20 protein-coding genes are annotated in these 19,733 nt (G+C 50.1%); 12 read left to right on the top strand and 8 right to left on the bottom strand.

Annotated elements, in window-relative coordinates; all coding sequences use genetic code 11:
- Positions 1 to 85 precede the first annotated feature (85 nt).
- The 3 genes from rpoD to rpsU form a co-directional block, all read right to left on the bottom strand.
- Entirely contained in the window at positions 86 to 1,924 is a 1,839-nt protein-coding gene (rpoD, locus tag I2D83_RS18930) for an RNA polymerase sigma factor RpoD (RefSeq protein ID WP_012773255.1), read from the bottom strand.
- A gap of 154 nt (positions 1,925 to 2,078) precedes the next feature.
- Positions 2,079 to 3,833, bottom strand: a complete 1,755-nt coding sequence (gene dnaG / locus I2D83_RS18925) for a DNA primase (RefSeq protein ID WP_205947100.1) — start codon at positions 3,831 to 3,833, stop codon at positions 2,079 to 2,081.
- Positions 3,834 to 3,986: 153 nt separating this feature from the next.
- Positions 3,987 to 4,202, bottom strand: a complete 216-nt coding sequence (rpsU, locus tag I2D83_RS18920; RefSeq protein WP_001144069.1) for a 30S ribosomal protein S21 — start codon at positions 4,200 to 4,202, stop codon at positions 3,987 to 3,989.
- 227 nt (positions 4,203 to 4,429) lie between these two features.
- Between rpsU and tsaD the strand changes: the two genes are divergently transcribed.
- Positions 4,430 to 5,443 (top strand): tRNA (adenosine(37)-N6)-threonylcarbamoyltransferase complex transferase subunit TsaD, encoded by a 1,014-nt coding sequence (gene tsaD, locus I2D83_RS18915; RefSeq protein ID WP_181847054.1) that lies wholly within the window; start codon positions 4,430 to 4,432, stop codon positions 5,441 to 5,443.
- Between the two features lie 101 nt (positions 5,444 to 5,544).
- On the opposite strand, the gene argR is transcribed toward tsaD, so the two are convergent.
- Positions 5,545 to 6,015 (bottom strand): transcriptional regulator ArgR, encoded by a 471-nt coding sequence (gene argR, locus I2D83_RS18910; RefSeq protein ID WP_012773258.1) that lies wholly within the window; start codon positions 6,013 to 6,015, stop codon positions 5,545 to 5,547.
- Positions 6,016 to 6,485: 470 nt separating this feature from the next.
- On the opposite strand from argR, the gene mdh reads away from it, so the two are divergent.
- Entirely contained in the window at positions 6,486 to 7,424 is a 939-nt protein-coding gene (mdh, locus tag I2D83_RS18905) for a malate dehydrogenase (RefSeq protein ID WP_012773259.1), read from the top strand.
- A 69-nt stretch (positions 7,425 to 7,493) separates the two neighbouring features.
- On the opposite strand, the gene I2D83_RS18900 is transcribed toward mdh, so the two are convergent.
- Positions 7,494 to 7,757 (bottom strand): helix-turn-helix domain-containing protein, encoded by a 264-nt coding sequence (locus tag I2D83_RS18900; RefSeq protein WP_012773260.1) that lies wholly within the window; start codon positions 7,755 to 7,757, stop codon positions 7,494 to 7,496.
- A gap of 187 nt (positions 7,758 to 7,944) precedes the next feature.
- Here I2D83_RS18900 and I2D83_RS18895 point away from each other — a divergent pair, with 187 nt between their 5' ends.
- The gene (locus I2D83_RS18895) at positions 7,945 to 8,331 is read left to right on the top strand and encodes a DNA-binding protein (protein WP_012773261.1); all 387 of its coding nucleotides are present in this window, start codon (positions 7,945 to 7,947) and stop codon (positions 8,329 to 8,331) included.
- Between the two features lie 247 nt (positions 8,332 to 8,578).
- Positions 8,579 to 8,953, top strand: coding sequence for a DNA-binding protein (locus I2D83_RS18890; RefSeq protein ID WP_010283015.1), 375 nt, complete (start codon positions 8,579 to 8,581; stop codon positions 8,951 to 8,953).
- An 87-nt stretch (positions 8,954 to 9,040) separates the two neighbouring features.
- Here I2D83_RS18890 and ispB read toward each other — a convergent pair whose 3' ends face one another.
- Complete coding sequence (gene ispB, locus I2D83_RS18885) at positions 9,041 to 10,012, bottom strand: octaprenyl diphosphate synthase (RefSeq protein WP_180777452.1); 972 nt, start codon at positions 10,010 to 10,012, stop codon at positions 9,041 to 9,043.
- A 255-nt stretch (positions 10,013 to 10,267) separates the two neighbouring features.
- On the opposite strand from ispB, the gene rplU reads away from it, so the two are divergent.
- From rplU to cgtA, 4 genes are all read left to right on the top strand, one after another.
- Positions 10,268 to 10,579 carry a 50S ribosomal protein L21 gene (gene rplU / locus I2D83_RS18880; RefSeq protein ID WP_005971496.1) on the top strand — a complete coding sequence of 104 codons (312 nt, stop codon included), beginning with the start codon at positions 10,268 to 10,270 and terminating at the stop codon, positions 10,577 to 10,579.
- A 19-nt stretch (positions 10,580 to 10,598) separates the two neighbouring features.
- On the top strand, positions 10,599 to 10,856 hold the full coding sequence (rpmA, locus tag I2D83_RS18875) for a 50S ribosomal protein L27 (RefSeq protein WP_012773263.1): 258 nt from the start codon (positions 10,599 to 10,601) through the stop codon (positions 10,854 to 10,856).
- Positions 10,857 to 10,945: 89 nt separating this feature from the next.
- The gene (locus I2D83_RS18870) at positions 10,946 to 11,908 is read left to right on the top strand and encodes a DMT family transporter (protein WP_012773264.1); all 963 of its coding nucleotides are present in this window, start codon (positions 10,946 to 10,948) and stop codon (positions 11,906 to 11,908) included.
- A gap of 260 nt (positions 11,909 to 12,168) precedes the next feature.
- Positions 12,169 to 13,341 (top strand): Obg family GTPase CgtA, encoded by a 1,173-nt coding sequence (cgtA, locus tag I2D83_RS18865; RefSeq protein ID WP_012773265.1) that lies wholly within the window; start codon positions 12,169 to 12,171, stop codon positions 13,339 to 13,341.
- A gap of 69 nt (positions 13,342 to 13,410) precedes the next feature.
- Here the strand turns inward: cgtA and dacB are convergent, their stop codons facing one another.
- Positions 13,411 to 14,844 (bottom strand): serine-type D-Ala-D-Ala carboxypeptidase, encoded by a 1,434-nt coding sequence (dacB, locus tag I2D83_RS18860; protein ID WP_205947099.1) that lies wholly within the window; start codon positions 14,842 to 14,844, stop codon positions 13,411 to 13,413.
- Between the two features lie 268 nt (positions 14,845 to 15,112).
- Here dacB and greA point away from each other — a divergent pair, with 268 nt between their 5' ends.
- Entirely contained in the window at positions 15,113 to 15,589 is a 477-nt protein-coding gene (gene greA / locus I2D83_RS18855; RefSeq protein WP_012773267.1) for a transcription elongation factor GreA, read from the top strand.
- 128 nt (positions 15,590 to 15,717) lie between these two features.
- On the opposite strand, the gene yhbY is transcribed toward greA, so the two are convergent.
- Entirely contained in the window at positions 15,718 to 16,011 is a 294-nt protein-coding gene (yhbY, locus tag I2D83_RS18850) for a ribosome assembly RNA-binding protein YhbY (protein WP_010283039.1), read from the bottom strand.
- Between the two features lie 143 nt (positions 16,012 to 16,154).
- On the opposite strand from yhbY, the gene rlmE reads away from it, so the two are divergent.
- From rlmE to folP, 3 genes are all read left to right on the top strand, one after another.
- On the top strand, positions 16,155 to 16,784 hold the full coding sequence (gene rlmE / locus I2D83_RS18845) for a 23S rRNA (uridine(2552)-2'-O)-methyltransferase RlmE (RefSeq protein WP_012773268.1): 630 nt from the start codon (positions 16,155 to 16,157) through the stop codon (positions 16,782 to 16,784).
- A 56-nt stretch (positions 16,785 to 16,840) separates the two neighbouring features.
- Positions 16,841 to 18,781, top strand: a complete 1,941-nt coding sequence (gene ftsH, locus I2D83_RS18840) for an ATP-dependent zinc metalloprotease FtsH (RefSeq protein ID WP_181829698.1) — start codon at positions 16,841 to 16,843, stop codon at positions 18,779 to 18,781.
- Between the two features lie 117 nt (positions 18,782 to 18,898).
- Positions 18,899 to 19,732, top strand: a complete 834-nt coding sequence (gene folP, locus I2D83_RS18835; RefSeq protein WP_012773270.1) for a dihydropteroate synthase — start codon at positions 18,899 to 18,901, stop codon at positions 19,730 to 19,732.
- Position 19,733 lies beyond the last annotated feature (1 nt).

Genomic DNA, 19,733 nt, shown 5'->3' with positions numbered 1-19,733 from the left:
GCGTTCTACAGGCAAAAAATAACCCCGGCGGACCGGGGTTATCTGGGATATGACTATTTATCGTGTGGATTGGCTAAGGGATGAATTAATCATCCAGGAAGCTACGCAGCACTTCGGAACGGCTTGGGTGACGCAGTTTACGCAGCGCTTTCGCTTCGATCTGACGAATACGTTCACGTGTAACGTCAAACTGTTTGCCCACTTCTTCCAGCGTATGGTCGGTGTTCATATCGATACCGAAACGCATGCGCAGGACTTTCGCTTCACGTGCGGTCAGGCCAGCCAGGACGTCATGTGTCGCAGAACGCAGGCTTTCCGACGTTGCGGAATCCAGCGGCAGCTCCAGCGTCGTATCTTCGATGAAATCGCCCAGATGTGAATCTTCATCATCACCAATCGGGGTTTCCATAGAAATCGGCTCTTTCGCGATCTTCAGCACTTTACGGATCTTGTCTTCCGGCATCAGCATACGCTCAGCCAACTCTTCCGGCGTCGGCTCGCGACCCATTTCCTGCAACATCTGACGAGAGATACGGTTCAGTTTGTTGATCGTCTCAATCATGTGTACCGGAATACGGATGGTACGCGCCTGATCGGCGATAGAACGGGTGATTGCCTGACGGATCCACCAGGTTGCATAGGTCGAGAATTTATAGCCACGGCGATATTCAAACTTATCTACCGCTTTCATCAGACCGATGTTGCCTTCCTGAATCAGATCGAGGAACTGCAAGCCGCGGTTGGTGTATTTCTTCGCGATAGAAATAACCAGACGCAGGTTGGCTTCCACCATTTCTTTCTTGGCGCGACGTGCTTTTGCTTCACCAATCGACATACGGCGGTTGATGTCTTTCACCTGCTCGATCGTCAGACCGGTTTCTTCTTCGATCTGTTGCAGTTTTTGCAGGCTGCGGGTGACGTCTTCTTCAACATCATTCAGCTTTTCAGACCAAGGCTTGCCCATCGCGACGGCTGCGGCAAACCAGGTGCTGTTGGTTTCATTACCGGTGAACATGGTGACGAAGTTTTTCTTCGGCATTTTGCATTGTTCAACGCACAGTTTGATGATCAAACGTTCCTGAGTACGGACGCGATCCATCATGGAACGCATGCTGTTAACCAGGAAATCGAACTGTTTCGGCACCAGACGGAACTGTTTGAAGACTTCAGACAGGTTCAGGATTTCTTGTACTGCCAGCGCATGGCTGCGGCCGTGTTCTTTGATCACCTTGCGTGTGGTTTCATATTGATCACGCAGCTCGGTGAACTTCTCACGCGCCAGTTCAGGATCGATGCTGTTATCGTCTTCAGAATCGTCGTCGTCTTCGGATTCTTCGTCGTCATCATCCATTTCTTCGCTCGAAAGCTCGGAGCCAACGTGCGTCGCGGTAGGGGCAATGTCCTCTTCCGCATTAGGATCGACGAAACCAGTGATCAGGTCGGACAGGCGGCTTTCGCCCGCTTCAACGCGATCGTATTGTTCCAGCAGGTAAGTGATGGCTTCAGGATACTCGGCAACAGAGCACTGAACCTGGTTGATACCGTCTTCGATACGTTTGGCGATATCGATCTCGCCTTCACGCGTCAACAGTTCAACGGTACCCATTTCACGCATGTACATGCGAACCGGATCGGTAGTGCGACCAATTTCCGATTCAACGCTGGATAGAACCTGCGCAGCAGCCTCTGCCGCATCTTCATCGGCATCATTGGTGTTTTCGGCCAGCAACAGATCGTCTGCATCCGGTGCTTCTTCCATCACCTGGATGCCCATGTCGTTAATCATCTGGATGATATCTTCGATCTGATCCGAGTCGATGATATCTTCCGGCAGATGGTCATTGACCTCAGCATAGGTCAGGTAGCCTTGCTCCTTACCACGGGTGACAAGCAGCTTCAGCTGTGACTGCGGGTTTTGCTCCATAAGACGGTATCCACACTTCAGAGTATTTGGGTTGGTGTCGGTCAGCGTAGTTCGCTAACAATAGCATTAGGGGTATTTTTCTTATCGCCGCGGCCCCTGTAGCGGCTCTTTGCAGGGCTCAACCCTGCTATTTATCGGCAATTAAGCCTCTGTATCAGTGTTTTCTGGTCAACGCCAGTTGCAACGACCAAAGCTCTTTTTTTTCTTTGGCGCTGAGCCCGTGCGTTCGGTCACGGGCAATCAATGTTTCTTGTCGCTGTTTCAACAGCTGATCGTAGAGCTCTGCCAGACTGATTCTGAACTTCTCGTCGAGCTCTTCCTCTACGATCATATGGTTCCATGAAGCCATGGTTTCAAGCTGTTTGCGGTACTTGCTGTCGCGATATTTTTCCAACAGCAGACCCATGTTCATTCCAGGGCTGGCGTTACAGGTTTTCACCAAATCCTGAAACAGCGATAAACCAGCCACTTTGTCTTCTTCAATCCCTTCCAGCGCAAGGTCAGGAACCTCTGCCGCCAGCCTTGGGTTTTGTACTAAAAGTCCTATAAGTATACGCATAGTTGTGACTTTTAGTTGCGGCGGCTGATAAGGCTGCGCCTGCTCTGCCACTTTGGGCAGTAGCCTGTCCAATTGGCTGTCGTCCAAAATACCCAGCTTATTGCCGAGCTGCTGGCGCAAATACAGCCGCAGCGTTTCTCCCGGAACCTGACCTATCAGCGGCAGCGCCAGCGTGCTGAGCTTGGTACGGCCATCGGGGGAACTCATATCCACCTGCTGCTGCAGCGTCTCAAACAGAAACTGCGACAGCGGCAAGGCTTGTTCCATGCGCTGTTCAAAGATGGCTTTGCCTTCTTTACGTACCAGCGTGTCGGGATCTTCACCGTCCGGCAGGAACATAAAGCGTAGCTGACGACCATCGTTCAAATAGGGTAGCGCAGTTTCCAGCGCGCGCCATGCCGCTTCGCGTCCTGCACGGTCCCCGTCGTAACAACACACCACCAGATCGGTGGCGCGAAATAGTAACTGAATGTGATCGGCCGTCGTGGAAGTGCCCAGCGACGCTACGGCATAATCAATACCAAATTGCGCCAATGCCACCACATCCATGTAGCCTTCAACAACCAAAAGTCGTTTTAGCTCCGCGTGGCTTTGCTGCGCTTCATACAGGCCGTACAACTGGCGACCTTTATGAAAAATCTCTGTTTCCGGCGAGTTAAGGTACTTTGGCGTACCGTCGCCTAATACTCGTCCGCCGAAGGCAATCACTCGTCCCCGTTTGTCGCGGATGGGGAACATCACACGTTCGCGGAAGCGGTCATACGTTCGGCCCTGATCGTTAGTCACCAGCATGCCGGCATCGTTCAATGTACTGCGATCGTCATTATTGCGGCCAAAGCGCTTTAAAACGTTATCCCAGCCGGGCGGGGCGAAGCCAATCGCAAAATGGCTGATAACCTCTGCGCTTAAACCGCGCTGTTGCAGATACTGCAACGCTGGCGTACCGACTGATTGGCTAAGTGCTTGCTGATAGAACCCGCTGAGCTGCCCCATCAATTCGTACAGGCTTTGCCGCTGGTGACGTTCTAACTGGGTTGGGCCAGTGCCGCTTTCATAAGGCACTTCGAGGCCGTATTGGGTGGCCAGTTCTTCAATAGTTTCAACGAATTCGAGACGATCGTAATTCATCAAAAAGTCAATGGCGTTGCCGTGGGCGCCACAACCAAAACAGTGGTAGAACTGCTTGTCACCGTTTACGGTGAATGAGGGGGTTTTTTCGTGATGGAACGGACAGCACGCATGGTAGTTTTTGCCTTGCTTTTTCAGTTTGACACGCGCGTCAATGAGATCGACGATGTCGGTACGAGCCAGCAGGTCATTAATAAATACGCGTGGGATTCGTCCAGCCATAAGCCCCTGATGTATATCTTTCTGTAAGGTGGTTACATTGGATATAGCTTATAAACGACAACAAGCCGCGCTTCCTTACGGAAAGCACGGCCTTCGTATGCAACTGCTAAGTCTGCGGATTAATCACGCGTTGGAGGGAAACCCTCCTGAAAATTAATACAGACGAGTGCGGCGTGCGTTTTCTCGAGCCAATTTCTTCGCGTGACGTTTCACTGCAGAAGCTTTAGCGCGCTTACGTTCGGTCGTTGGTTTTTCATAAAACTCACGACGACGAACTTCAGCCAGAACGCCTGCTTTTTCACAGGAACGTTTGAAGCGACGCAGAGCTACGTCGAACGGCTCGTTTTCACGTACTTTAATTACCGGCATGTGCCTCTCACCTCAATAAATTCGGTTTGCCGCTGGCCTTGTGCCAGCCTTTTCAAAATGGTGCGGAATTCTACTGCAAACGTGACGCCTTTGTAAAGCATTGTGGTGATCATAAAACACCCAACCACGGCCAGCGCAGAAATCAGGGCGCTTATGGTAGACTATCCACAGTTTGAAGCAAGCGGCATTCAACGAGCGCTTGTATCGTCATCAAAGTAGGAACAGCAATGCGCGTATTGGGTATCGAAACATCCTGTGATGAAACCGGCGTGGCCATTTATGACACAGAAACCGGTTTGCTTGCCAATCAGTTATACAGCCAGGTTAAATTACATGCCGATTACGGCGGCGTTGTGCCTGAGCTCGCCTCGCGCGATCACGTGCGTAAAACGGTGCCGCTCATTCAGGCAGCGCTGCGTGAAGCCGGGTTGCAGGCTGGCGATATCGATGGCGTAGCTTACACTGCGGGCCCCGGTTTGGTCGGCGCGTTACTGGTGGGGGCGACTGTCGGCCGCTCTCTGGCGTTTGCCTGGGATGTGCCGGCGATTCCTGTGCATCATATGGAAGGGCATTTGCTGGCACCGATGCTGGAAGATAATCCACCGGCGTTTCCTTTCGTGGCGCTGCTGGTTTCTGGTGGGCATACGCAGCTCATCAGCGTGACGGGCATTGGTGAGTACCGCTTGCTGGGCGAGTCAATTGATGACGCGGCGGGTGAAGCGTTCGATAAAACGGCGAAGCTGCTGGGGCTGGATTACCCCGGTGGGCCGATGCTATCGAAAATGGCGCAGGCGGGAGATTCCCAGCGCTTTACGTTTCCGCGCCCAATGACCGATCGCCCCGGTCTGGATTTCAGCTTCTCCGGGCTAAAAACGTTTGCTGCCAATACGATTCGTAGCAACGGTGATGACGATCAAACGCGTGCTGACATTGCCCGCGCATTTGAAGATGCCGTGGTGGATACGCTGGCTATCAAGTGCCGTCGTGCGTTGGATGAAACAGGCTTTAAACGGTTGGTCATGGCGGGGGGCGTAAGTGCGAACCGGACGCTGCGCCAGCGCTTAGGCGACGTGATGGCGAAACGTGGCGGCGAAGTGTTTTATGCGCGTCCTGAATTCTGCACGGATAATGGTGCGATGATTGCCTATGCGGGCAGTGTACGTCTGGCGCATGGCGCCAGTCAGACGCTGGGTGTATCCGTTCGACCACGCTGGCCGTTGGCTGAGCTGCCAGCAGTATGACGTTTTAGCAATAATCGCTACGTGTAGAGAGCAGAGCCTACACGTAGCGAAAAATATGCAGTAAAGAAACGAGCAATGAGGAACGGCAGTGAACGGGCGCGTTACAACTCTTGTTCGAATAACACCAGAATCGCTTCGTAAAGCTGTTTGACGCTGAAGCCTCTTGCCGGGGTGGTGAAGATGGTGTCATCCCCCGCGATGGTGCCGAGGATTCCCTCTGACTTCCCGAGTGAATCCAACAGACGGGCGATGAGCTGCGCGGCTCCTGGGCTGGTGTGGATGACGATGACCGCATCGTTATAGTCCACGTCCAGCACAAGATTCTTCAACGGGCTGGATGTGGTAGGAACGCCGAGTTCGGCTGGGAGACAATACACCATCTCCATTTTTGCATTACGTGTGCGCACGGCGCCAAATTTCGTCAGCATGCGTGACACCTTGGATTGGTTGATATTTTCAAATCCTTCGTCTTGCAATGCCTGAACAATTTCACTTTGAGAACTGAACTTCTCTTCCTTTAACAGCGCTTTGAACGCTTTAACGAGGTCTTCTTGTTTTGTCGAATTTCGCATTCTGCACCGGATTAATTGTTATGGTTAATCCTTCTATTATGCAGTTGTGTGAATTTTTATGCAATTAAATCGCGTATAATTCCAATCTATTTCACCAGATATGTGCTAGTCGCTGTTTTCAAAAAAATTCGCCTCTTGGGGAGTCCGAAAAATGCGTCCTGCGTCACATAAAAGTAAATCAAATGTTATCAGAATGATGTTGTTTGGACGCCATCGATCGGTGTAATGTAGCGCACAGGTTAATTGCACGTGAATGAACACCGCGTTATAGCTCAATAGCTTATTAACTTTACTTACCTTTCAAACGAATGGTTGTTTTTGATTTATTATTAGAGACATAGCGTATTTTTTTGTCTCTCATGCCATTGGCAGAACGATGAGTAGACTGATCTTATCCCCATTTTTATATTCTGTTTATAACCAAATGAATTCACGGCACTTTTTTATTTTACGATAATAAGGAGTTTAGGATGAAAGTTGCAGTTCTCGGAGCAGCAGGTGGTATCGGTCAGGCACTCGCACTCCTCCTCAAAACCCAGCTTCCTTCAGGTTCAGAACTATCCCTCTACGATATCGCGCCAGTCACGCCAGGTGTTGCCGTCGATCTGAGCCACATTCCTACAGCAGTGAAGATCAAAGGCTATAGCGGTGAAGATGCTAAACCTGCGCTTGCTGGCGCGGATATCGTGCTGATCTCTGCCGGTGTGGCACGTAAACCTGGTATGGATCGTTCCGATCTGTTCAACGTCAATGCGGGCATTGTGCGTAATCTGGTTGAGCAAATCGCGGTTACTTGCCCGAAAGCCTGTATCGGTATTATCACCAACCCAGTGAACACCACTGTTGCCATTGCAGCAGAAGTGCTGAAAAAAGCCGGTGTGTATGACAAAAACAAACTGTTCGGCGTTACCACGCTGGATATCATCCGTTCCAACACGTTTGTCGCTGAACTGAAAGGCAAACAGCCGCAGGATATTAATGTACCGGTTATCGGCGGACACTCTGGTGTGACGATTCTTCCATTGCTGTCTCAGGTTCCTGGTATCAGCTTCAGCGAGCAGGAAGTGGCCGATCTGACCAAGCGTATTCAGAATGCCGGCACCGAAGTTGTTGAAGCCAAAGCGGGTGGCGGATCGGCGACGCTGTCCATGGGTCAGGCTGCTGCACGTTTTGGTCTGTCTCTGGTTCGTGCGCTGCAAGGCGAAAGCGGTGTGGTGGAATGTGCATACGTTGAAAGCGATGGCAAACATGCCCGTTTCTTCGCTCAGCCGGTGCTGTTGGGCAAAGACGGCGTCGTAGAGCGTAAAGACATCGGCACATTAAGCGCTTTTGAGCAAAACGCGCTTAGCAGCATGCTGGATACGCTGAAGCAGGATATTGAGTTAGGCGAGACGTTCATCAAGAATTAATCATTGAGATTCTTGTAAGACGTGACGTTGAATAAAAAGCCGGAGATGTCGATCTCCGGCTTTTCTTTTTTAATCGGGGCGGATGAGTTTTTTTCTGTCGATAAGCTCATTGGTTTCCGGATCGTAGTACCGGCTCGGCCAAATCTCTGATGGGTGGATATTTAGCGCATCAGCAATAAGCCATTCTCCCTTTGGCCAAGGGCGTGAGAGCGCGTTGGCTAACGTCGATGAGCTTAATCCGGCCGCTCGCGATACTGCCGCCAGCGTCGTGTTTTTCTTGCGCAGTGCAGCAATGATATCAGCGGGATGCCAGTCTTGTTTCCTTAAAATCATAATCCTTCCCTTATTTGCTATAAGACGACTGTAGATTAGTGGTATAAATAACGGATGTTAGTTATATGCCGAGCTAACATGACATTATTATTTGGAAATAATATAGCATTAATTTTCCTTAAAATTCTCAATTAATTTCCAAATAAGCGCGTTTTTGTTAGGGATGGCACTATCAGGATGAAAGGCAATGAAAAAAGAGTGGTTTGCTACCAGCGAATTGGTTGGAGTCGGCGGCCTTCCGAAATCAAGACAAGGATTGAATAAGCGCGCCCGTGAGGATGGATGGGAGAAGCGTCGCCGTAAAGGCGTCCAGGGAAGAGGAGTGGAGTACTCAATTCACAGCTTGCCGGATACAGTAAAAAAATCCCTATTACTCGAAATCGAGCCTTCCGCCTACTCGGCGAAGCAGCCTGCGGCATTAGCGGTATGGATGCAGATTTATCAGCAACTATCTGAAAAAGAAAGGGATGAGCTAATCGCTTATATTCTTCGCGTCGGCGTGTCATCTACGCTGAGCCAGTTGGGAATTACACCATCGGACGAGGAACCTATCTCATCAATGGAGATTGACTGAGTCATCGAGAGCGATCTTTCAGGTGGTGTGCTTTGGCGATAAAAAGGAACCCGCATTTTCGTTCGCTTTACCGTATTGCTTTGGTCGCGATGTTTCGGCATCGCACTGGATTTAATCATTTCTTTATTACTTAGGTGTGTCGGTAACGCGTAAAAGTTAGCGGTTTAGGTAATTATAGTCTATTATATGGAAACTTTTGGGCGAGTTGACGTAATGCCTGTTCAAAACAAACAAGGGAGTGACGAGTATGGACAAAGAATGGTTTGCAACAAGTGAGCTGGTTGGCGTAGGTGGTTTGCCGAAGTCACCGCAGGGGCTGAACAAACGGGCGCGAGACGACGGTTGGGAAAAGCGCAGGCGGAAAGGAGTTCAAGGACGCGGTGTCGAATATTCGATTCGCAGTTTGCCGAACGAGGTCAGGAACTCTCTGCTTGTAAAAGAGAATCCGCCAACAGAATATTATCGTATCGATAATGAGCCAACGCTGCTGTCATCGTGGGTGCATATTTTCCATCAACTTTCCGTTGATGAACGAACCCGACTGATTAATTTCATCTTGCGTGAAGGGACGATAGCGATGTTGTCTCGGCTGGATGATGTCACCATCGACCAGACTGCCTAGTCTGCGAGCGAGTAGCGCTGCAAGGCAGCGCTACTTACGATTGAGTTAACGATGATTACGTTACCAGGCAAGTACCTCACACCACGATTAGAAATCGCGCTGTACGGCTAAGTGGGCAAGGCCTTCGAGCGCCATACGGTATGGCGTTTCTGGCAACTGCTGCAATGCGCTAATTGCTTTATCTGCCTCTTCTTCGGCACGCTGGCGTGTGTAATCAAGCGAACCACATTGTTGCATGGCGGCAAGCACAGGTTCCAGAAGATGGCGCCCGTTTCCTTCTTCAATTGCCTTACGAATCAGCGAACTCTGTTCTGCATTACCATTACGCATGGCGTGCAGCAGCGGCAGCGTTGGTTTGCCCTCATTGAGGTCATCACCTGTGTTTTTGCCTAGCGTTTTGCCGTCTGCGCTGTAATCAAGCAGGTCGTCAATTAACTGGAATGCGGTGCCCAGATAGCGGCCATAGTCCTGAAGCGCTTTTTCTTGCTCTGGCGTCGCGCCAGCAAGGATGGATGACGATTGCGCGGCGGCTTCAAATAAACGTGCCGTTTTGCTGTAAATGACACGCATATAGCTTTCTTCGGTAATATCCGGGTCGTTGCAGTTCATTAACTGTAAGACTTCGCCTTCGGCAATTACGTTTACCGCTTCTGACATCAGCGCCAGTACGCGTAACGATTCAAGGCTGGTCATCATCTGGAAGGCGCGGGTATAGATGAAATCCCCAACCAGCACGCTTGCGGCATTGCCAAAGGCGGCATTGGCCGTTGCTTTACCTCGACGCATGTCAGATTCGTCTACCACGTCATCATGCAGTAGCGTTGCGGTATGAATAAATTCGATCAGTGCAGCGACGGTGACATGTTTATCACCGCTATAGTCGAGGGCTCTGGCAGCTAGCACAGCAATCATCGGGCGTATACGTTTTCCACCGCCGCTGATGATATAATGTCCAAGCTGGTTGATCAAAACGACGTCGGAATTCAGTTGTTCAAGAATGACGTTATTAACAGCTGCCATATCCTGTGCGGTTAATGTTGTAATTTGTTCTAGATTCATGGTTTGTGCCAACGTATGTCTTCAACACTGCCGTAAGATTGCTGTTGCATATCGGCAAGACGGAACTTATTGCGCCGATTGTACTTGAAAAATGAGAGAGATAAACGGCAGTTCATACGTTGTATTCTTTTTCTTCACATCCTTTGATTATGCACTTGTCATCCGCAGTATTTTTGCGTAGAATTCGCGCCCTATTATGAATATTTATAGCGCGCTCTAAAAACTATCGTGAGTGCGCGGAAAGCGGAGTTTTATATGTACGCAGTTTTCCAAAGTGGTGGTAAACAACACCGAGTAAGCGAAGGTCAAACCGTTCGCTTGGAAAAGCTGGACATCGCAACTGGTGAAGCCGTTGAGTTTGACCAAGTTCTGATGGTTGCCAACGGTGAAGAAATCAAAATCGGCGTTCCTTACGTCGATGGCGGTAAAATCAAAGCTGAAGTTGTTGCTCATGGTCGTGGCGAAAAAGTGAAGATCGTTAAGTTCCGTCGCCGTAAACACTACCGTAAGCAAGCAGGCCACCGTCAGTGGTTCACTGACGTGAAAATTACCGGCATCAGCGCTTAAGATTAGGAGAGCGGATTAAATGGCACACAAAAAAGCTGGCGGCTCAACCCGTAACGGTCGCGACTCCAATGCACAACGTCTGGGCGTAAAACGTTTTGGCGGCGAAAGTGTACTGGCTGGTAACATCATCGTTCGTCAACGTGGTACCAAATTCCACGCAGGAACTAACGTTGGGTGCGGGAAAGACCACACTCTGTTTGCTTTGACTGATGGTAAAGTTCAGTTTGAAGTTAAAGGCCCAAAAAACCGTAAATATATCAGCATCGTTGCTGAATAATTTTTCGCGTTAGGTCTTACGGATTCAAGCCCCGCAATTCTTTGCGGGGCTTTTTACATTCTGATTCTGAGTAAACCATCTGGATAAGTATGAATACTAAACAGCAGACGGGTATCGGTCTGTGTCTGGCGCTGACTACGGCTGTTTGCTGGGGGGCGCTGCCGATAGCCATGAAACAGGTTCTGGTGGTTATGGAGCCTTATACGATTGTTTGGTATCGCTTTATTATTGCTTCTATTGGACTCGGCATTATTCTGTCATCCCGTAAGAATTTACCGCCAATGCGGGTTTTTCGGCATCGCCGCTGGTGGGTTCTGTTGCTGATTGCAACGGCGGGGTTATTAGGAAATTTTGTTTTCTTTAGCTCGTCTCTGCAATATCTGAGTCCGACTGCCTCTCAGGTCATCGGACAGCTTTCTCCTGTTGGTATGATGTTCGCCAGCGTACTTATCCTAAAGGAAAAGATGCGTGGCACGCAGGTCATTGGCGCGATCATGCTGATCTGTGGCCTGATTCTGTTCTTTAATACCAGCCTGATTGAGATCTTTACCCGACTGACGGACTACACACTGGGCGTACTGCTAGGTGTTTGCGCCTCGGCGGTATGGGTATCCTATGGTGTGGCGCAGAAGGTGTTATTACGGCGTCTGACATCGCAGCAGATTCTGTTTCTGCTGTATGTTCTGTGTGTCGTCTTTATTACGCCTTTTGCCAAGCCTGAAGTTATTTTCCAACTTAGTGGGTGGCAACTTATCTGCCTGCTGTTCTGCGGCGCGAATACCTTGATTGGGTATGGCGCGCTAGCGGAGGCGATGGCTCGCTGGCAGGCATCGCAGGTTAGCGCGGTCATTACGTTGACGCCGCTATTTACACTGCTGTTTTCCGATCTATTGGCGTTAGGATGGCCGACTTTTTTTGCTGCGCCAGTACTAAATTGGGTCGGCTATGTAGGGGCCTTTGTCGTTGTTGCTGGAGCCATGTTTTCTGCTATCGGACACCGTTTCCTCCCTGGAAAGAAAGAGCCTGTGCCACCATTGATGGTGAAAAAGTAACTTAAGATAAAGCGTATTGCAGCGGTCACAGCCATCTTTTGATAGTCTGCATAGGTTGTTTATTTTTAATACAGATGAAATTATTGGAGCGGGCAGGTACAATCCGCTCCTTTGCTGGAATGCGTTCTGGTGCGTCAGTTTTTTTAATGGTAAGTAGAAATACGCTACATGCCTTAAAATCAAAAAGTTACGCCAAGAAGAACCAATAACAAGCCTAAAACACGTAGATATTCTCTATTGGTTTTTTGCGGAGAGAATCAATGAAGTTTGTAGATGAAGCCACAATTCTCGTTGTGGCAGGCGATGGCGGTAACGGTTGTGTTAGCTTTCGCCGTGAAAAATATATTCCTAACGGCGGCCCAGATGGCGGTGACGGCGGTGATGGCGGCGACGTTTATCTGCTGGCTGACGAAAACCTGAACACGCTGATTGACTATCGTTTTGAAAAATCCTTCCGCGCTGAGCGTGGACAAAACGGGCAAAGTCGCGACTGTACCGGTAAACGCGGTAAAGATATTACGATTAAAGTCCCTGTTGGTACCCGTGTTCTGGATCAGGGTACCGGCGAGGTGTTGGGTGATATGACGCGTCATCAGCAGAGCCTGATGGTCGCGAAAGGCGGCTGGCACGGTTTAGGTAACACGCGTTTTAAATCATCCGTCAACCGTGCTCCTCGCCAGAAGACCAGTGGCACGAAAGGTGAAGAACGTGAGTTGACGCTGGAACTGCTGTTGCTGGCTGACGTGGGAATGTTGGGTCTGCCGAACGCAGGTAAATCGACGTTCATCCGTGCGGTATCAGCAGCGAAGCCAAAAGTCGCGGATTATCCGTTTACTACACTGGTGCCGAGCCTTGGTGTGGTTCGCATGGATAGTGAACAGAGCTTTGTTGTGGCAGATATCCCTGGTTTGATTGAAGGAGCATCTGAAGGCGCTGGGTTAGGGATTCGTTTCCTGAAACACCTTGAACGCTGCCGTGTTCTGTTGCATTTGGTTGATCTGGCACCGATTGATGAGTCCGATCCGGTTGAAAATGCCAAAATCATTATCAACGAGTTAGAGCAGTACGGCGCAGGTTTAGCAGAAAAACCGCGTTGGCTGGTTTTCAACAAAGTGGATTTGATCGACAAGGCTGAAGCGGAAAAACGTGCCAAAGAGATTGCGACTGCGCTTGGCTGGGAAGGTAAGTATTACCTGATTTCTGCGGCGAACCGTGAAGGTGTCACTCCACTTTGCTGGGACGTAATGAGCTTCCTGAAAGCCAATCCGAAAGTGACGGCGATCGCCGAAAGCGCGCCGGAAAAGGTTGAGTTCATGTGGGATGATTATCATCGTCAACAGCTGGCTGAAATAGAAAAAGAAGCCGAAGAAGAGTGGGATGATGATTGGGACGATGAAGATGATGAAGGCGTTGAAATTATCTATCAAAAGTAATTCGTTCTTCTGCTAGTTAATTCTCGCTTATCGCGGCCTTATCCTATCAGGGTAAGGCCGCGTTATTATTTAGTTACTCTGATAAATGTCTTTATAGAGACGGCTTTCAAATCTCACCAGAGGGACACGGCGTGCGCGTTGGTCTTCTGGCGGCACGGCATAGCCTGAAAGGAACTGGACGAATGCCATACGCTGACCGCTCGCTGTGGTAATAAAGCCTGCCAGATTGTATACCCCCTGCAGCGCCCCTGTTTTCGCCGAAACCTTGCCATCAACGCCAGCTTCATGCAGACCACCACGATAACGCAGCGTGCCGTCATAGCCGGAAAGCGGAAGCATGGTGATGTAATTCAATTCATTATCGTGCTGTGCGATGTACTGCAATACCTGCATCATCGTTTCTGGCGAGATCAGGTTGTGTCGTGACAGGCCGGAACCATCAACAACAATGCTGTTTCCTAAATCTACCCCTGCCTTTTGACGAAGGATCTGACGCACTGCATCTGCGCCTGCACGCCACGTTCCCGGGACGCTAAATCGCTCGTGTCCAATGGTGCGAAAAACCGTATCGGCAATCATGTTGTCCGATTTTTTCAGCATGATGGTGAGCAGATCGTGCAGTGGAGCAGACTGTGTCTGAGCCAGCACGCTCCCCGCTGCTCCTAGCTGCGTCTGACGACGAAGACTGCCTTTGATGCGTATATCTGCCTGTTGTAGCTCATCTTTAACAATAGCGCCGGCATAGCTGGCCCCATCCTGAATGGCGAACGCCAGCGGAAGCGGCTCTGTGCGTTGAGTCAAACAGCCTGTAAGCGTAAAGCGATTCAGTTCCCCCGGCACGACATCCAGTTCGCAGTATTGTGCATCGGCTGACCCTTTAGCCAGCGTGCGGACCTCGCTGAACATTTGCACTGGATAATAGGAGGCGACGCGGATAAACGCATTATCACCCGCTTTAGGCGCACTGTAGAGTGAGACGGAGAAGCAGTTACGATCGACAATCGCGGCACCCGGAGGGGCGCTGAAGCACTGTGTCATGTCGTTCCACGGCCAGCCCGGGGCTTTATCGTGACTGGCGAATACCGAAGTGTCGATCAGCACATCCCCGGCGATTTCCTTTATCCCGCGCTTTCTTAATTCCTGCACCATGTTCCGTATTTGCTGGCGCTTCAGTGTTGGATCACCGCTAAACCGTACGATGAGGTTACCGTTCAGAATACCGCTAGTGACAGGGCCATGGCTTTCCATCGTAGTGACGAATCGATAATCTGGACCCAATTGCAGTAATGCAGCTAATGCGGTTATCACCTTTTGTGTACTGGCGGGAAGCGCCATTTGCTGGCTATTGAAGGCCATGCTGGGTGTTGTCGAGCCAACTTTTTGTACCAATAGCGCCAGATTGGCGCCGTCTGGTAAATATTGGCGATGATCCTCAACAGAAGCTGCATTGGCATGCAGAACAAAAGCGCAGGCAAGTCCGGTAACAATCGATGAAAAACGCATAATCTCAGCTAAGAACGGGGTAACGTGTGGTCATACTACGGCGCAACAAGGTCTAAAGTAAACGATGACCCTCATTGAACTCTGGGGTAAAATACGTATCAAAATGCAAAACCGCTGCCAGCCTGGAAATTTTGTTCCGGGGCTGGTTGCTTTTGCTTTATGTCCAGTGAGGACTGGCACGTTGCAGAGACTCCGTCGCCTTTGATTTTTAGCGCGTCAGGATGACGATTATTTGAGTCTTACGGACTTTTTTAGAGGTATAGACAATATGAAACAATTTCCGATGACCTTGCGTGGTGCTGAAAAATTGCGCGAAGAGCTTGACCACCTGAAATCTGTGCGTCGACCTGAAATTATTGCGGCCATTGCCGAAGCGCGTGAGCACGGCGATCTGAAAGAAAATGCAGAATACCACGCCGCACGTGAGCAGCAGGGCTTTTGTGAAGGGCGCATTCAAGACATTGAAGCTAAGCTGTCTAACGCACAGGTTATCGATGTCACGAAGATGACGGCGAACGGTCGTGTTATTTTTGGCGCCACTGTGACTGTGATGAACCTGGATAACGAGGAAGAACAAACCTACCGGATCGTGGGTGATGACGAGGCGGATTTTAAGCAAAATCTGATCTCTGTAAATTCCCCGATTGCGCGCGGTCTGATCGGCAAAGAAGAAGATGACGTTGTGGTCATTCGTACGCCGGGCGGCGACGTGGAATATGAGATCCTGAAGGTCGAATATCTATAAATTTTGCCGTGTTGTTGATTAAAACAGCAAAAATTGTAAAGAAAAGAAAAAGGCCGCTTGCGGCCTTTTCTCTAACCGAGAGGCATGGCACCTTTCCGTTAAAACTGAGTATCCTGAAATAAAAAGTGTTATCGTGGTAACACAATTTTACGTTCTTTAGCAGGACGGTAGAGCACCAGCGTGTGGCCGATGACCTGAACGTTAGCGGCACCCGTTTCACGAACAATCGCTTCAACAATCAAGGCTTTGGTTTCGCGATCTTCTGTCGCTACTTTTATCTTGATCAGTTCGTGATGCGCCAATGCTTGTTCGATCTCAGCCAGAACACCTTCGGTGAGACCGTTATTGCCCAGCATGACAACCGGTTTTAGCGGATGTGCCAAGCCTTTCAGGTGTTGTTTTTGTTTATTACTTAGGTTCATTGTCTTTTTTACTTAGGTTGGGATTGAAAACGGTTCATTCTACCGCCATCTCATGATTATAACCAATTTGACTGTTCTGATTGGTAATATGTGAGAAGTTTCTCCCCACCACGAGCGTGTTACTGAGAATAGTTGGAAAATCGATGGCGAATAAAAAGCGTTCTGCAAGTTCCAGTCGCTGGTTGCAGGAACACTTTAGCGATAAATATGTGCAGCAGGCTCAGAAAAAAGGGCTGCGCTCGCGTGCTTGGTTTAAACTTGACGAAATACAGCAGAGCGACAAACTGTTTAAACCCGGGATGACGGTTGTGGATTTAGGCGCTGCACCTGGCGGTTGGTCACAGTATGTGGTCACGCAAATCGGTGGAAATGGTCGAATTATCGCGTGCGATATTTTACCGATGGATCCGATTGTCGGCGTCGACTTCCTGCAAGGGGACTTTCGTGATGAACTGGTCCTCAAAGCCTTGCTCGAAAGGGTTGGCGATAGCAAAGTTCAGGTGGTGATGTCTGACATGGCCCCTAACATGAGTGGTACACCAGCCGTTGATATTCCGAAGTCGATGTATCTGGTTGAATTAGCCCTTGGTATGTGTCGGGATGTATTAGCGCCAGGCGGAAGTTTCCTGGTGAAAGTGTTTCAGGGAGAAGGTTTTGATGAATACCTGCGGGAAATTCGCTCCCTGTTTACGAAGGTGAAAATTCGTAAACCAGACGCCTCACGTGCCCGGTCTCGTGAAGTGTATATTGTAGCGACAGGGCGCAAACTGTAGTACCCTAACGCTGTTTTTTAACACAGTTGTAATATGAGGTTAATCCCTTGAGTGACATGGCGAAAAACCTAATTCTCTGGTTAGTCATCGCAGTTGTGCTGATGTCTGTTTTCCAGAGCTTTGGGCCCAGCGAGTCGAATGGCCGTAGGGTGGATTATTCAACCTTCTTGACTGAAGTGAATCAGGATCAGGTCCGTGAAGCACGTATTAACGGGCGTGAGATCAGTGTTATCAAAAAAGACAGCAATAGATACACGACTTACATTCCTGTCAATGACCCCAAGCTACTGGATAACCTGCTAACGAAGAACGTGAAAGTCGTTGGTGAGCCACCGGAAGAGCCGAGCTTGCTGGCTTCTATCTTTATTTCCTGGTTCCCAATGCTGTTACTGATTGGTGTCTGGATCTTCTTCATGCGCCAAATGCAAGGCGGCGGCGGTAAAGGTGCCATGTCCTTCGGCAAGAGCAAAGCGCGTATGCTGACTGAAGATCAGATCAAGACGACGTTTGCTGATGTAGCCGGTTGCGACGAAGCGAAAGAAGAAGTTAGCGAACTGGTCGAATACCTGCGTGAACCTAGCCGTTTCCAGAAGCTGGGCGGTAAGATTCCGAAAGGCATTCTGATGGTCGGCCCGCCGGGAACGGGTAAAACGTTGCTGGCGAAAGCGATTGCCGGTGAAGCGAAAGTACCTTTCTTTACGATTTCCGGTTCTGACTTCGTTGAAATGTTTGTGGGTGTCGGTGCTTCTCGTGTCCGTGACATGTTCGAGCAGGCGAAGAAGGCTGCACCTTGTATCATCTTTATCGATGAAATCGACGCCGTTGGCCGTCAGCGTGGCGCAGGTTTAGGCGGTGGTCACGATGAACGTGAACAAACGCTGAACCAGATGCTGGTTGAGATGGACGGCTTTGAAGGCAACGAAGGTATTATTGTTATCGCGGCGACTAACCGTCCCGATGTGCTTGACCCGGCTTTGCTGCGTCCCGGTCGTTTTGACCGTCAGGTTGTTGTTGGCCTGCCAGATGTTCGTGGTCGTGAACAGATTCTGAAAGTACATATGCGTCGCGTACCGTTGTCTCCAGATATCGATGCGTCAGTTATCGCTCGCGGTACACCAGGTTTCTCTGGTGCGGATTTGGCTAACCTGGTTAACGAAGCCGCATTGTTCTCTGCTCGTGGTAACAAACGCGTTGTTTCGATGGTTGAGTTCGAGAAAGCGAAAGACAAGATCATGATGGGTGCTGAGCGCCGTTCCATGGTCATGACCGAAAAGCAGAAAGAATCGACGGCATACCATGAAGCGGGACACGCTATCATCGGTCGTCTGGTGCCAGAGCACGACCCAGTCCATAAAGTGACGATCATTCCACGTGGTCGCGCGCTGGGTGTGACGTTCTTCCTGCCTGAAGGTGATGCGATCAGCGCCAGCCGTCAGAAACTGGAAAGCCAGATCTCTACGCTGTACGGTGGTCGACTGGCCGAAGAAATCATTTACGGCGTGGAGCATGTTTCGACTGGTGCGTCCAATGACATCAAAGTTGCAACGTCGATTGCTCGTAACATGGTGACGCAGTGGGGCTTCTCTGAAAAGCTGGGTCCATTGCTTTATGCGGAAGAAGAGGGTGAAGTATTCCTCGGTCGTTCTGTAGCAAAAGCCAAGCACATGTCAGATGAAACGGCGCGTATCATCGATCAGGAAGTGAAATCACTGATTGAACGCAACTACGTGCGTGCTCGTGAGCTGTTGATGGCTAATATGGACATCCTTCACTCGATGAAAGATGCCCTGATGAAGTATGAGACCATCGATGCGCCGCAGATTGATGACCTGATGGGACGTAAGAAAGAGGTTCGTCCGCCTGCGGGTTGGGAAGAGTCTCGTTCTGACAACGATTCCGGCAACGGCGGTGGGACACCTAAAGCCCCTACGCCAGTGGATGAGCCGCAGACGCCGAATCCCGGTAACACCATGTCAGAGCAAGCGGACGACAAATAATTCGCCTGCGATTGATATCGGTCACTTATGAAACCCCAGCTCAGGCTGGGGTTTTTTACTGGGAATATTCTTCGAATCACATTTCATGCTAACTACACCAGAATGCGGAGGTAAATCATGCAACTGGTTGCCAGAGACTCAACGCTGGATCTTTCCTGCCCACACGTCATGGGAATTCTTAACGTCACGCCGGACTCTTTTTCCGATGGTGGCAAACACAACAAGCTCGATGCTGCATTGCTGCACGTTCAGGAGATGGTTACCGCTGGCGCGACCCTGATCGATATTGGTGGTGAATCAACGCGTCCTGGGGCGGATGAGGTGAGTACGGAAGAAGAACTGGAGCGTGTGGTGCCCGTTGTTGAAGCCATTGCTCAGCGTTTTGACGTCTGGATCTCTGTTGATACCTCAAAACCGGAAGTCATGACGGCATCAGCGCTGGCAGGCGCACATCTGATTAATGATATTCGCGCTTTGCAAGAACCTGGCGCTCTGGAAGCTGCTGCGGCAACAGGTTTGCCCGTGTGCCTGATGCACATGCAGGGTATGCCGCGAACGATGCAGCACAAACCGCATTATGATGACCTGATGCAGGACATCGGAAATTTCTTGCAACAGCAAATAGATCGCTGCGTGAACGCCAATATTCCGAAAAGTAAGCTATTGCTGGATCCTGGGTTCGGATTCGGTAAGAATCTTGCCCATAATTATGCGCTTCTGGCCCGCCTGAGCGAGTTGCATCGTTTTGAACTGCCTCTTCTGGTGGGGATGTCGAGGAAGTCCATGATTGGACAACTTCTAAACGTGCCACCTGCGCAGCGTGTTCATGGTAGCGTCGCTTGCGCAGTGATTGCGGCGATGCAGGGAGCACAGATTATTCGCGTGCACGATGTTAAAGAAACGGCTGATGCCATGCGCATTGTTGAGGCCACCCTTTCTGCGAAGGAATAAA

The organism is Pectobacterium aroidearum (assembly GCF_015689195.1).
In the GTDB taxonomy this organism is placed as follows: Bacteria; Pseudomonadota; Gammaproteobacteria; order Enterobacterales; family Enterobacteriaceae; genus Pectobacterium; species Pectobacterium aroidearum.
Note: the sequence above shows the minus strand (reverse complement) of the source record. Positions and strands in the feature narration are given on the sequence as shown.